We start from the raw sequence: 13,599 nt of genomic DNA, 5'->3' as shown, positions 1-13,599 counted from the left end.
GGTTATCGCAAGATTAAGCGGACAGATCAGTGATAATGAATTTCACCAAAGTATTCAGACAGCACGTAATAGCGGCAATACTCAAAAGGGCTGTCCTTCCCGGCCTGAAACGTCTGTCTGGCGACGGATAACAGCGGTTTATTGGCGGCGATTTGCAATTTTTCGCACAGGTCAGCGGAAGGTAAAATCGCCTCAACTTTTTCTATCGCCGAGTCGCTTGTGACGTTTAATAACGAATAGAGCGACGTATGCTCCAGCGCCTGCGGTGTGAGTTGCAGATCGGGAAAGAAGCTAAGATCGAGATAGATCTTTTCATGGTTAAACGGACGGTTATTCAGGCAACGAATACGCGAAATATAGAGATAGTGATGCTGTGCGGGCAGGCTCAAGCCGTCTGCCTGAGCGTCGCGCGCGCGGCGCGGCGCGATTTCCAGAATACGGTTCTCAATCGCCACGCTGGCGTCCTGGAGATCGCGGGTAATACCGCGAAACGTGTGCCCGTAGCTCACGCCTTCCGGTACCGAGCACACCACCGAACCGCTTCCGCGCTGGGAGGAAATAATGCCCGCATTGATTAATTCGCTCCAGGCCTGTTTAACCACAATCAGCGAGACGTTGTAGGCTCTGGCAATCTCTTTTTGCGTCGGCAGCTGGCTGCCTAAAGGCAGGGATCCATTTTGGATCTGCTGACAGATGATAAAAAATAGTTGCTTATAAAGCGGAGTAAAGCTCGTTTTATCAACCTGCAAGCTGCGCACCTCACGTCTTCGCCAGCAGGGGACGTTTTACCGTCCCCGGCAGGGTGAAGTCGCTACCCTGCGATTTGCCTGGCCAGTTCTGCCAAATCGAAATGATTCATACGATCCAAAGTCGTTAAATAATCGGCGGGAAAAGCCTCCACGCCATGGAATGCGCCGGAAATCGCCCCAACCATGGTGGCGACAGTATCAGTATCATTGCCGATATTAACGCCGGAGATAATAGCATCTACGGCAGAATTCGGACAACACGCGAACAGGCCAAAGGCCGCGGGCACCGCTTCACTCACGTGCAGCCCGGAGCCAATAATATCGGCAATATCCACTATCGCCGTTTCCCAATGGCGATGACGTTTACCGATATCCACGGCCAGTTCAATGCGTCGGGCAACGGAAGGCCCGGCGACCATCATCGCCCCTTGCTCCTGCGCCAGCAGATAGCCCCTTTGCGCACCGTAAATACCGGCGGCAATAATGCTGTCTGCATTGGTCTGCGCTCTTAACGCCTCGCTGGTTGCCGCCGCCATCGCCGCTGCGCCGGACATCGCCAGCACGTTATTATGCGTAAAACGGCAAATCTGCAGCGCGCAGTCAATCGCCGCGTCGATATCGCCAGGATGCAGCACCGCCGCTGGCCAAATCTTCATGGCGGCGCCGTTCGTTGCCTCCGCGTTACCCTTATTAATAATCTGTACCGACTGTTTCTCGCCTTCCAGCTCACCCTGTAAAGAGGCGCGGTTATCATTGAATATTGCCTTCATTGCCGCACGCGTCGTCGGGCCGGTAAAGTTGGCGTAGTACGGGTAATCCAGCCACTGCTGAAAAGCCTCGCGCATCGCCTCGTCGCTGACCTGGCGTTGATGGCGCAGCAGCGCATCCATGATGTACTTCGCCTGAATAAAATCATCCGTGCACATCCCCGCTTCATTGCAGCGGCCAAACGTGTCCGCAGGCGGTTTTTGAAAGGTCGTCACCCAGCCGCCAAAATAGTCTTTTATCTGCTGCTGGGTGCGTACTTCCGTCGCGGCTCCCATCGCGTCCGCGGCGGCGGCGCCAACCAGGCATCCCAGTATTTTGTTTTGATCAACGTGCATGATGACTCCTTATTTCACGGTCATGGCTTGTGCCAGCGAATGGCTGGAAAGAAAAGTGTTTAGCTGGTCGGGAAACGGTAAAGCGGTCATTGCGCCCTTTGCCGTCACCGCCATAGCGCCACAGGCGTTGGCATTGCTGATGGCCTCCGCCAGCAGGGCATGGTTCCAGCAATTTGCGCGGGAAAGGGTGAACAGCAGGCCGCCGACAAAAGCATCACCGGCTCCCGTGGTATCAACAACATCGACGCGCGGTGCGGGGAAATGGAATTCCCCCTCGGCGGTAATCAACAGCGCGCCATCGGCCCCCAGCGAAATGATCGTGGTGTCGCAGCCCAGATCGCGCAGGTAATAACGCGCATCCTGCCAGTGGCTGGCCCCGCTGAGCTGGCACAGCTCATCTGCCGAGACTTTGCAGATAGAAGCCAGCGCGGCGGACCGGGCGATCAGTTCAGGGATTTCATCAGTATTCCCCCACATTTTGCTGCGCAGATTGACGTCAAACAGTACGTAACCACCCGCTTCACGCATTCTTCTCGCTCCCTCAAGGCACGCCTCGCGAGCGGGCCTGTCGGTGAGGCCAATTGAGCTGAAGTAAAACCATTCGTACTGCCTGAACGGCGGCAAATCCTGCGGCGAAACGTAGGTATCAGCCCCCGGATGCACCAGATAGGTAAAGCTGCGCTCCCCATCAGCCGTCAGGTTGACAATCAGCACCGCGCTGGTCAGGTCCGCATCCAGCCGCAGCGAAGAGACATCCACGCCGTTATCCTGGAAAACCTGGCGCAGGAAGCGACCGGCGTCATCATCACCAAGACAACCGATAAAACCGCACTCCCCGCCCAGCCTGGCAACGCATACCCCCACGTTCGCCGACGCTCCGCCGGGACATTTCAGATAGCTGTTCTGTTTTTCCGGCACCAGATCAACGGAGGCATCGCCGATAACCCAAACCTTATTCATGGCCTTCATTTGCGCCTCCTTATGCCTGTTTCTGCGCCAGGGCAAGCTGAATATCTCGATAATATTCATTATTAATCAGATACTTTTTCATAAGCAGCCCAACCGCAAGGTGGAACAGAGCCGGAATGAGCGTCATCATCAGCGCAATACCGGTGAGCGAACGCGCGCTCTGTTCAACATCGGCTTGATAGCCAAAGTGGCTCAGCAGGAATCCGAGTATCCCGCCCGCGATCCCCATCCCAAACTTCTGGAAGAAGAGGATGCCGCCAAACGCCAACCCGGAAACGCGCAGACCGGTTTTCTTTTCTCCGTAATCCACCGCTTCGGCGATAGAGGACCAGAACACCGGCATTTGCATATCGCAGAAGAAATTAATGAGAAAATAGAACGCAAACGCCAGGATAAGATTTTCACGCCCGACAGAGAAATACATCAGCGCGCTCAGGATAAAGGTAATAATCTGGGTGTAGCGGAACATCTTAATTTTGTCCCAGAACTTGGTTATCCAGGTGGTGGCGATCATCGCTAAAATAGAGGCAACGACGCCGGTAGTCAGGAAGGGTGAAATCAGGCTATCTCCGCCGTTCAGATAATACTTGGCGTAATAAGCGGCAACGGAACCGCGAATAACATAACCGCACATCAGCAGCAGAATAACAACGCCGAGAATAATCCACTGATCGTTACGTAACAGATATTTAAACTGTTTCCCCACCGATAGCGAGGTAATTTCCGGCTCGCTGCGTTCACGCGTGGTAAGAAAACAGAAGATAAACAGCAGCGCACCCATTGCCCCCATTAAGCCCATCGAAAACTGATAGCCCAAAGCCTTATTACCCTGCCCCAGCCAGACGGCAAGCATCGGTACGACGATAGTCACCAGGAAAGCGGCAATCTTAGTCATCACAAAACGATAGCCGTTGGCGCTTAACCGTTCGACGGGGTCGCTGGTAATCACGCCAATCATCGAAATATAGGGAATGGTGATCGCGGTATAGACCAGGGTCATAAGAATATAGGTGCCATAGGCCCATGCCAGTTTGGCCATATAAGCCATATCAGGCGTAATAAACATCAAATAAACGGCGAAGCCAAAAGGAATAGCAAACCACAGCAGCCACGGGCGATAACGCCCCCAGCGCGTATTCAGTTTATCGGTAAGAACCCCCATGGCCGGATCGATAATGGCATCAATCATCCGCACAACCACAAACAGTACGCCAACATCAGCGGCGCTCAGGCCGTAGATATCGGTATAGAAATAGGCGAGGAGCAGCTGCATGGCGATAATCACAACGTTTATCGCCATATCTCCCGCGCCGAAGCCGATTTTTTCCACGATAGAAAGTTTCATGTTGATATTCCTTTACGCTTAACAGCGCAAATCTGGTGAACAATTAATGATGTCACTACATGAAATAAAAACGTTTTTATAAATAAGCCGCCTGTCCGACACGCAATGGAGGCTATGAAGAGAGTGTAACCATCCTCAAAAAGATATAAATGTATACCTTTATATCTTTTGATCGGTTTCACATATTTTTATAGACACGATCTTACCCCGGTTTTAAACCGGGATAAGAATCAATAAGATAATGAGCAGGGGGTGTAACGAAAATCAGCGGGAAGACAAAATGGCGCAACTATGGTCCTGAATCTCTTCCGCCGATGCGCGATTGAAGATCAGTAAATTACGCTCGGTCGCCAGCAGGACAAAAGAGCCATCGCTTTGGCGTACCACCGCCAGCGCATAGCGTCCCATATGATCGCGCGCTTCCGGCACCTCTTCCGCCAGCATCATAAACGGACTACGCTGCGCCAGCTCGCTCTCGGTTACCCGGCGCGCCAGGTATTCATGCCCCATCAGGTCGCCCGGTAGCGGAAGCCAGCGAGTGCTGATGCGCGTGAGATCGTTATCCAGTTGCTCCCGAACGTCAGGACGGATGCAAGAAATATGGATATGCAAATGGTCCTGTGAACGACCAAGCCGCGAATTAATCGCCAGCGAGACCGCGCTATCCGGAATATCATGCCCGTATTTTTTACTCATATAGCCGCGAGCCTGCCAGGCCAGCCAGAAAAAGTTGGGCGTAGCGGGTTCCAGCAATAGCGGGCTTTCTGTACCGTTGATACGGTAGGTGGGCATCAATAAATATTGCAACGGACCGTGACGATCTTTAAAGACGACATAGCCAGCGCGAGGTTTGACTTCCGCGCACGGCGCTGGGTTTTGATGCTGTAACTGATCGGGCAGGCATTGTTCAAGCACGATTTCCCGTAATGCATCAGGGTTGCCGGAAAATTTCCAGTAACCGACGCCCGCCGCGGCGACAATCACTATCACCGCCAGTAAAAAGTAGCCTGTTTTTTTCATGATATGCGTTCCCTGTGACCCATAGACGGGGAAGAGTAACGCAAAATTGTGGCAAAGAAAAAACCCGGTAACATAATACGTTACCGGGTTTATAAACGGTTTAGCGTTTGCTGATTTGGTCGAACGTACCGCCATTAGCGAAGTGATCTTTTTGCGCCTTCGCCCAGCCGCCAAACACCTCGTCAATGGTGAACAGCTTCAGCTTCGGAAACGCATCGTCGTATTTTTTCGCCACGTCAGCATCGCGCGGACGGTAGAAGTTTTTCGCTGCTATCTCCTGCCCTTCCGGCGAGTAGAGATACTTGAGATACGCTTCCGCTACCGCTTTGGTGTCTTTCTTTTCCACCACTTTGTCGACCACGGAAACGGTCGGCTCTGCGAGAATAGATTCACTCGGGGTCACTATCTCGAATTTATCTTTACCCAGTTCATTCGTCGCCAGCAGCGCTTCGTTTTCCCAGGCAATCAGCACATCACCGATACCGCGTTCAACGAAAGTATTGGTTGAGCCGCGCGCGCCGGAGTCCAGCACTTCAACGTTTTTAAACAGGGCTTTGACAAAATCCTGCGCTTTGGCCTGATCGTTATTGTTGTGGTGCAGGGCGTAGCCCCATGCCGCCAGATAGTTCCAGCGTGCGCCGCCAGAGCTTTTCGGGTTTGGCGTAATCACCGACACACCGGGTTTAATCAGATCGTTCCAGTCATGAATTTGTTTTGGATTGCCTTTGCGGACCAGGAAAACGATGGTGGAGGTGTAAGGTGCTGAGTTATCCGGCAGACGCTTAATCCAGTTTTTATCGATACGACCACGTTCCGCAATAGCGTCCACATCGTAAGCCAGCGCCAGCGTCACGACATCGGCTTCAATGCCGTTAATAACGGAAGTCGCCTGTTTACCCGAACCGCCGTGCGATTGGCGGATCACGACGGTGTCGCCGGTTTCCTGCTTCCAGTGCGCGCTAAACGCTTTGTTGTACTGCTCGTACAGCTCACGCGTTGGATCGTACGATACGTTAAGTAACTGAATATCCTTTGCCAGAAGGCTGGTTGACGCCAGCAATAATGTGAATCCCACGCCCCACTTTTTCATCGCCCGACTCGCTTATGTTGTGTTGTGATGAGCAAAGCGTGCCAGAAAGCGATCCAAACATTAAAGAATAAAAAAAGATTGGCTATAACTTCGAGGAATAAATCTGAGGGATTGCCGGATGGCGGCTAGCGCCTAATCCGGCCTACACGTTTCTGCAACCTGTAGGCCTGATAAGCGTAGCGCCATCAGGCGCGCAAAAACAATCAGTACAGTTTTTTCGCGCACTCCATCCAGTCGCTTTTGAACGGACGCTTCATGTTTTCAATCGCATCGATGATGTCATGATGAACAAGCTGCTCGTTCTGGATACCGACACAACGACCGCCATGGCCTTCCAGCAGCAGGTCAATAGCATACGCGCCCATACGGGAAGCCAGAATGCGATCGTAAGGTACCGGGGAACCACCGCGCTGAATGTGGCCGAGCACCGTCGCACGCGTTTCACGGCCCGTTTCTTTTTCAATAAAGTGCGCCAGTTCGTCAACATCGCACATATGCTCAGTAATAGCGACGATAGCGTGTTTTTTCCCTTTCGCGATCCCGGCTTTGATTTCGGCCACCAGATCTTCGCGATTAAATTCAACTTCCGGCACCACGATAAACTCACAGCCGCCAGCAATAGCCGCCGCCAACGTCAGGTCGCCGCAATAACGGCCCATCACCTCAACGATAGAGATACGCTGGTGAGAAGAGGAGGTGTCACGCAGACGGTCAATCGCTTCCACGACAGTGCCGAGAGCAGTGAAATAGCCGATAGTGTAGTCGGTGCCTTTGATGTCGTTATCGATAGTGCCTGGCAGACCGATGCACGGGAAGCCCATTTCAGTCAGACGTTTTGCACCCATATAAGAACCGTCGCCGCCAATAACTACCAGCGCATCGATACCGCGTTTTTTCAGGTTTTCGATCGCGACAGCGCGAATATTTTCGTCACGGAATTCCGGGAAACGGGCAGAACCGAGGAAAGTACCGCCACGGTTGATCATGTCAGATACGCTGTAACGGTCAAGCTGCACCATACGATCTTCATACAGGCCCAGATAGCCGTCATAAATGCCCATGACTTCCAGCCCTTCCGTCAACGCTGCGCGCACAACACCGCGGATTGCCGCGTTCATGCCCGGCGCATCACCGCCGCTTGTCAACACACCGATTTTCTTAATCATGACTACCTCTGAACTTTGGAATGCAAAATGAAATCTATTGCCGGAAGCCGATTTCGCACTTCGAAACGATCCAACGAATATACAGATAGTATAACAATCCCTTCCTGCTGAATTGATTCAGGTCAGGCCAAATGGCGGTAATTTATACACAAAATGCTGGCCTGGCTCACTTTTTAACAATCAATTATACAAGCTCGAACTTCCTGCCTTCCCTGGGGACAACTGAACAGGGATCCTGATGAATAATGACATCTGAACCCGGAAAACGCCGCAAAATCGCCTGCTCTACCTGGTCAGCCACAAAATGCGCCTGAACGAGCGGCAGATTATCTTCCATTTCCAAATGAATCTGAATAAAGCGAGTCGGCCCTGACTGCCGCGTGCGGAGATCGTGCGCGCCGCTGACTCCCGGCCATGACGTCACGATATCAATAATTTCCTGTCGTTCCGCATCGGGCAGCGCGCGATCCAATAATGACTGCACCGCCTCATACCCCATACGTAACGCGCTATACAAAATATAGATGCCGATACCTAACGCAAACAGGGCATCCGCACGATGCCAACCGTACCAGGATAACCCCAGCGCGATAAGAATCGCTCCGTTCATCATAACATCAGACTGATAATGAAGCATATCCGCCCGTACCGCCTGACTTTGGGTCTTGCGTACCACCCAGCGCTGAAACGTGACCAGTATAATAGTGCATATCAGAGCGATGACGGTAACGCCAATCCCCACGCCGGGGTCGTTCATTGGCGTCGGCTTAATCAGATTCTGGATACTGGTCAAAAACAGAAACAACGCCGAACCGGAAATAAACATACTTTGCGCCAGCGCCGCCAGCGACTCCGCTTTACCGTGCCCAAACGTGTGTTCATCATCTGCGGGTTGCAGCGAATAACGCACGACCAACAAATTCGTCAATGACGCGGCAATATCCACCAGCGAGTCCACCAACGCCGCCAGAATACTCACCGATCCCGTATACCACCACGCAAAAATTTTGATCAAAAGTAACGCTGATGCCATCGCCGTTGCCGCGATAGCCGCCCGGCTAACCAGCCGTCCATAGGTTTGATTCATAAATACTCCCGCTATCTTCTGCCGGTAGTATAACGGATGGTTTAAAACAGTAAGCTAATAACAGAATGACAAACTGGAGATAAAAAAAACCCCCACATCATGTGGGGGAAGACAGGGATGGTGTCTATGGCAAGGAAAACAGGGTTGTTACTGGGAACGTGAGTTGCTACTACTCAATAATTTCAACGATGAACTTTTTTGCCATTGCGCCACGTCGCGCAGTTGCTCCATTCGTTGCTGATGCTTTTCATTCAAAACCGCTTGCTGCTCCGGCGTTAACAGGCGATACATCTGGTTACGCACGCGGGCCATTTCGACCTGGCGGGCGACCTGCTCTTGCGCCATTTTTTCTGCCTGAGCGCGCACAGCGCTTTCATCAAATTTTTCTGCGGTGACAAGCCGATGCATTGTCTCCATTTCGCTAACATTAACAGGAGGCTGTTCGTGCCTTGCCTGTTGCATAAGATCTCGCATCTGCTGACGCTGATGTTCGGTTAAACTTATGCCGTCAAACATATGATTTTGCGCGCTACGCTGCGTGGCCCCGTCACCGGGGTGCCAGTTATCGCTTGTAACAACTTCAGCTGCGTGGCTTAAAAAACTGAATGCCAGCGTTGAGGCCATAACAGCAGCGGTAACTTTGCGCATCGCTTGCTCCCAAAATCTTTTCTGTCGCGATTCAACGAGAGACAGTTTACGATTCGGGCTGCAAACATGCGTCAGGGGGTGTAAAACAACGTAAAGTCATGGATTAGCGACGCCTGATGACGTAATTTCTGCCTCGGAGGTACGTAAACAATGAATAAAATCCTGTTAGTTGATGATGACCGAGAGCTGACTTCCCTGTTAAAAGAGCTCCTCGAAATGGAAGGTTTTAATGTCCTGGTGGCCCACGACGGCGAGCAGGCGCTTGAGCTTTTGGATGACAGCATCGATTTACTTTTGCTTGACGTCATGATGCCGAAGAAAAACGGTATCGATACGTTGAAAGCGCTTCGCCAGACACACCAGACGCCTGTCATTATGCTGACCGCGCGCGGCAGCGAGCTGGATCGCGTTCTCGGCCTTGAGCTGGGCGCGGACGACTATTTGCCCAAACCGTTTAACGACCGCGAGCTGGTAGCGCGCATCAGGGCTATTTTGCGCCGTTCCCACTGGAGCGAACAGCAGCAGAGCAGCGACAACGGCTCGCCGACGCTGGAAGTCGATGCGCTAAGCCTTAATCCGGGCCGCCAGGAAGCCAGTTTCGATGGCCAAACGCTGGAGCTGACCGGTACGGAATTCACCCTGCTCTATTTGCTGGCGCAACACCTCGGCCAGGTGGTTTCCCGTGAACATTTAAGCCAGGAAGTGCTGGGTAAGCGCCTGACGCCGTTCGATCGCGCCATTGATATGCATATTTCTAACCTGCGCCGCAAACTGCCGGAACGCAAAGACGGTCATCCGTGGTTTAAAACATTGCGTGGTCGCGGCTATCTGATGGTTTCCGCTTCATGATAGGAAGTTTAACCGCGCGCATCTTCGCCATCTTCTGGTTGACGCTGGCGCTGGTGCTAATGCTGGTACTGATGTTGCCCAAGCTCGATTCACGCCAGATGACCGAGCTGCTGGACAGCGAACAGCGCCAGGGATTGATGATAGAGCAACATGTAGAAGCTGAACTTGCGAACGATCCGCCCAACGACCTGATGTGGTGGCGTCGCCTGTTCCGCGCGATCGATAAGTGGGCGCCGCCTGGACAGCGGTTATTACTGGTGACCTCTGAAGGACGCGTGATCGGTGCTGAACGCAGCGAAATGCAGATCATTCGTAACTTCATTGGTCAGGCGGATAACGCCGATCATCCGCAGAAGAAAAAATATGGCCGCGTAGAGATGGTGGGGCCGTTCTCCGTTCGCGACGGAGAGGATAATTACCAGCTTTACTTGATTCGACCGGCCAGCAGTTCGCAATCCGATTTTATTAATCTGCTGTTTGACCGCCCGCTTCTGTTGCTCATTGTCACGATGCTGGTCAGTTCGCCGCTCTTGCTATGGCTGGCATGGAGTCTGGCGAAACCGGCGCGTAAGTTGAAAAACGCGGCTGATGAAGTGGCGCAAGGCAACCTGCGTCAGCATCCGGAGCTGGAGGCGGGTCCGCAGGAGTTCCTCGCCGCTGGCGCCAGTTTTAACCAGATGGTGACGGCGCTGGAACGGATGATGACCTCGCAGCAGCGTTTGCTGTCAGACATCTCCCATGAGCTGCGAACGCCCCTTACGCGCCTGCAACTGGGTACCGCGCTGCTGCGTCGTCGTGGCGGCGAAAGCAAAGAGCTGGAGCGTATTGAAACCGAAGCGCAGCGTCTGGACAGCATGATCAATGACCTGCTGGTGATGTCGCGTAACCAACAGAAAAACGCGCTGGTCAGCGAAACGATGAAAGCCAATCAGCTATGGGGCGAAGTGCTGGATAACGCCGCCTTTGAAGCCGAACAGATGGGCAAGTCGTTAACGGTAAATTATCCGCCGGGGCCGTGGCCGCTCTATGGCAACCCAAACGCGCTGGAAAGCGCGCTGGAAAATATTGTTCGTAATGCGCTGCGCTATTCACATACGAAGATTGAAGTCGGCTTCTCGGTGGATAAAGACGGTATTACGATCACGGTCGATGACGACGGGCCGGGCGTCAGCCCTGAAGACCGCGAGCAGATCTTCCGTCCGTTCTATCGCACTGATGAGGCGCGCGACCGCGAGTCTGGCGGCACCGGGCTGGGGCTGGCGATTGTCGAAAGCGCCATGCAGCAGCACCGCGGCTGGGTTAAGGCTGACGATAGCCCGCTGGGTGGGTTGCGGCTCACGCTGTGGCTACCGCTGTACAAGCGAACCTAATATTATTCATGGCTCGGTAATACTTTCTCTTACCGAGCCTTAACCATTTAAAGCGTATCGAGGATGCTGTCCAATTCATCACCATTCACGCCATACTTTTCCGTTATGAACTTAAACTGTTGATACAACTCAGCTAAAAACTCCTCATCCAGAGACCGCTCCCAAAGCTCCTCAATAGATTTGAGGTGATACTCTTCGAATAAGATGTGCTTAACTTCTTCCGTACAAGCCTCGAGAATATGTGCGTCCATAATTTACATATCTTTTGTGAATAATTAATAGGTTACCAGCGGAATAAGGCAAACGCCGTCATCCGGCAATGTACACCTGACTGCCTGACGGCGCTACACTTATCCGGCCTACGTACCGCGCTATCGGGAGATTTCCGGCGCTAAAATCCACTCGGCGCTGTCATTCCACACGTCCATCCGGGTAATTTTGCCATCGCGCACTTCGAAGCGGTCAATAAAGCGGTTATCGGCAAACGGGCGACCGTCGGGCCATTCGCCATACAACGTACCGTTGGAATAAATCACAACGTAATCATCATGCTGCACCGCATCAAACTCGCCCAGCGCCTTCTTCACCCACTTGTAGCGAGCGCCGTTAAACTGCGCGATATCTGCCGCGCCCGCCATCGCCCGGCCTCCGGTGAAGGTAATTTTCACCTCCGGGTGCATATACGTTGCGGCGCGTTCAGCATCGGGAATCATCGAGGCCACCAAAAATTCTTTTACGATCGCCACCGCATTTTCAGCTTCAGTCATAATCCTTCCTTTCATTTTAGCGGAGTTTTATCCCCCCACAGTCGTCTGGCGCTATCTTCAATTTTGCCGCTCAAACGACGCTTCTGCATGGTGCGGCTCCAGCTCGCCGACAGCCCGGCGGCGCTCAACAGCCGGTGATATTGTTCGTCATCAAACGGCATAGACCAGGCGATAACACCCGCTTCATGAACCGAGACATCGCTCAGACGCGACGCCAGTTCCAGCGGCGCATCGCTGGAGACCTTACCTGGCGCAATGACCCGATACAGCCAGCCGGTTTTTCCGCTGTTCTGCATAAGGAGGGCCATGTCGCTGATGGCAAAGTGGAAATTAAGTTTAAAGCATGGAGAGCGCGGCTGAGTGACCTGGATCAACGCCTCGCCCCAGCGGTAGATGTCGCCAATAAACACGTTGTGTTCGGTCATTCCGTCCGTCGACAGATTCTCGCCAAACGCCGGGGCGCAAAACAGCGTCGCCTGCTCGGGGAACTGGCGAATCCAATCAGCATAGTGTTCGCGGGGGTAATGGCATAGCGCGCGATCGGGGCCGCCGTGGATTTTCTTTTCGGCCTGCTCATCGCCTGCCAGACCCAGCTCGGTCAGCATGAGTTCGCCGTCGATTTGCACCTTGGCGATAGCACTCGGGCGGCTGCCGTCATAGTCACGAATTTTGCCAATAAACACGTCAACCGGATAATGCATCTGCTGCTCCTTACGCGGATACAAAAAAAGCGAGTCATCAGACTCGCTTCTACAGACGTGCAATGCAAATTATTTTTTAGCGGCGAAACGCGCTGCTGCTTCGTCCCAGTTCACCACGTTCCAGAACTCTTTGATGTAGTCCGGGCGGCGGTTCTGGAATTTCAGATAGTAAGCGTGTTCCCACACGTCCAGACCCAGGATCGGGAAGCCGGAAGCGCCGGAAATGGCTTCACCCATCAGCGGGGAATCCTGGTTTGCGGTAGAAACCACAGCCAGTTTGTCGCCTTTCAGCACCAGCCACGCCCAGCCGGAGCCGAAACGGGTTGCTGCTGCTTTTTCGAATTCAGCTTTGAAGTTGTCAACGGAACCGAAGTCACGCTCGATAGCCGCTTTCAGATCGCCCTGCAGAGTGGTGCCTTTTTTCAGCCCTTTCCAGAACAGGCTGTGGTTAGCGTGGCCGCCCGCGTTGTTACGCAGCACAGTTTTTTTGTCCGCTGGCACCTGGTCCAGTTTAGTAATCAGTTCTTCAACCGGCAGGTCAGCAAACTCAGGCAGATTTTCCAGCGCCGCGTTGGCGTTGTTGACATAGGTTTGATGGTGTTTGGTGTGGTGAATCTCCATCGTCTGCTTATCGAAGTGCGGTTCCAGTGCATCATAAGCGTACGGCAGGGATGGCAGTGTATAACTCATAATCATCTCCATTATTGTCGAGCGGCACAGTGTTAACGCCGCGTA

15 protein-coding genes are annotated in these 13,599 nt (G+C 53.0%); 2 read left to right on the top strand and 13 right to left on the bottom strand.

All coding sequences use genetic code 11. The features are described 5' to 3' along the window. Positions 1 to 26 precede the first annotated feature (26 nt). From NA986_RS22160 to cpxP, 9 genes are all read right to left on the bottom strand, one after another. Positions 27 to 749: a GntR family transcriptional regulator gene (locus NA986_RS22160; RefSeq protein ID WP_001535809.1), complete on the bottom strand. Its 723-nt coding sequence runs from the start codon at positions 747 to 749 to the stop codon at positions 27 to 29. A gap of 62 nt (positions 750 to 811) precedes the next feature. Next, complete coding sequence (locus NA986_RS22155; protein ID WP_000557881.1) at positions 812 to 1,852, bottom strand: ADP-ribosylglycohydrolase family protein; 1,041 nt, start codon at positions 1,850 to 1,852, stop codon at positions 812 to 814. Between the two features lie 9 nt (positions 1,853 to 1,861). Further along, a complete protein-coding gene (locus tag NA986_RS22150; protein ID WP_023216597.1) occupies positions 1,862 to 2,821 on the bottom strand; it encodes an aminoimidazole riboside kinase in 960 nt (319 codons plus the stop codon). Positions 2,822 to 2,831: 10 nt separating this feature from the next. Continuing rightward, a complete protein-coding gene (locus NA986_RS22145) occupies positions 2,832 to 4,166 on the bottom strand; it encodes an MFS transporter (RefSeq protein WP_000777314.1) in 1,335 nt (444 codons plus the stop codon). A gap of 264 nt (positions 4,167 to 4,430) precedes the next feature. Next, positions 4,431 to 5,186, bottom strand: a complete 756-nt coding sequence (locus tag NA986_RS22140) for a CDP-diacylglycerol diphosphatase (RefSeq protein WP_070794036.1) — start codon at positions 5,184 to 5,186, stop codon at positions 4,431 to 4,433. A gap of 100 nt (positions 5,187 to 5,286) precedes the next feature. Then, a complete protein-coding gene (locus NA986_RS22135) occupies positions 5,287 to 6,276 on the bottom strand; it encodes a sulfate ABC transporter substrate-binding protein (protein ID WP_023216599.1) in 990 nt (329 codons plus the stop codon). Positions 6,277 to 6,479: 203 nt separating this feature from the next. Then, positions 6,480 to 7,442: a 6-phosphofructokinase gene (pfkA, locus tag NA986_RS22130; RefSeq protein ID WP_000591793.1), complete on the bottom strand. Its 963-nt coding sequence runs from the start codon at positions 7,440 to 7,442 to the stop codon at positions 6,480 to 6,482. A gap of 184 nt (positions 7,443 to 7,626) precedes the next feature. Next, on the bottom strand, positions 7,627 to 8,529 hold the full coding sequence (gene fieF, locus NA986_RS22125; protein ID WP_001077321.1) for a CDF family cation-efflux transporter FieF: 903 nt from the start codon (positions 8,527 to 8,529) through the stop codon (positions 7,627 to 7,629). 147 nt (positions 8,530 to 8,676) lie between these two features. After that, the gene (cpxP, locus tag NA986_RS22120; protein WP_001233463.1) at positions 8,677 to 9,177 is read right to left on the bottom strand and encodes a cell-envelope stress modulator CpxP; all 501 of its coding nucleotides are present in this window, start codon (positions 9,175 to 9,177) and stop codon (positions 8,677 to 8,679) included. A gap of 150 nt (positions 9,178 to 9,327) precedes the next feature. Between cpxP and cpxR the strand changes: the two genes are divergently transcribed. After that, positions 9,328 to 10,026, top strand: coding sequence for an envelope stress response regulator transcription factor CpxR (cpxR, locus tag NA986_RS22115; RefSeq protein WP_001033731.1), 699 nt, complete (start codon positions 9,328 to 9,330; stop codon positions 10,024 to 10,026). Continuing rightward, on the top strand, positions 10,023 to 11,396 hold the full coding sequence (gene cpxA / locus NA986_RS22110) for an envelope stress sensor histidine kinase CpxA (protein WP_000580402.1): 1,374 nt from the start codon (positions 10,023 to 10,025) through the stop codon (positions 11,394 to 11,396). The genes cpxR and cpxA overlap by 4 nt, the downstream gene beginning before the upstream one ends. A 47-nt stretch (positions 11,397 to 11,443) precedes the next feature. Here the strand turns inward: cpxA and NA986_RS22105 are convergent, their stop codons facing one another. The 4 genes from NA986_RS22105 to sodA all read right to left on the bottom strand — a co-directional run bounded on the left by NA986_RS22105 (position 11,444) and on the right by sodA (position 13,554). Next, a complete protein-coding gene (locus NA986_RS22105; protein ID WP_000338672.1) occupies positions 11,444 to 11,647 on the bottom strand; it encodes a hypothetical protein in 204 nt (67 codons plus the stop codon). Positions 11,648 to 11,767: 120 nt separating this feature from the next. Further along, entirely contained in the window at positions 11,768 to 12,163 is a 396-nt protein-coding gene (locus NA986_RS22100; RefSeq protein ID WP_000133442.1) for a nuclear transport factor 2 family protein, read from the bottom strand. Between the two features lie 11 nt (positions 12,164 to 12,174). Continuing rightward, positions 12,175 to 12,864, bottom strand: a complete 690-nt coding sequence (gene yiiM, locus NA986_RS22095) for a 6-hydroxyaminopurine reductase (protein WP_023216600.1) — start codon at positions 12,862 to 12,864, stop codon at positions 12,175 to 12,177. A gap of 69 nt (positions 12,865 to 12,933) precedes the next feature. Further along, entirely contained in the window at positions 12,934 to 13,554 is a 621-nt protein-coding gene (sodA, locus tag NA986_RS22090) for a superoxide dismutase [Mn] (protein ID WP_000122632.1), read from the bottom strand. Between the last annotated feature and the right edge of the window lie 45 nt (positions 13,555 to 13,599).

It is taken from the genome of Salmonella sp. NW177 (genome assembly GCF_051811585.1).
GTDB lineage: Bacteria > Pseudomonadota > Gammaproteobacteria > Enterobacterales > Enterobacteriaceae > Salmonella > Salmonella enterica.
This window is presented reverse-complemented; position numbering and strand designations above follow the sequence as displayed.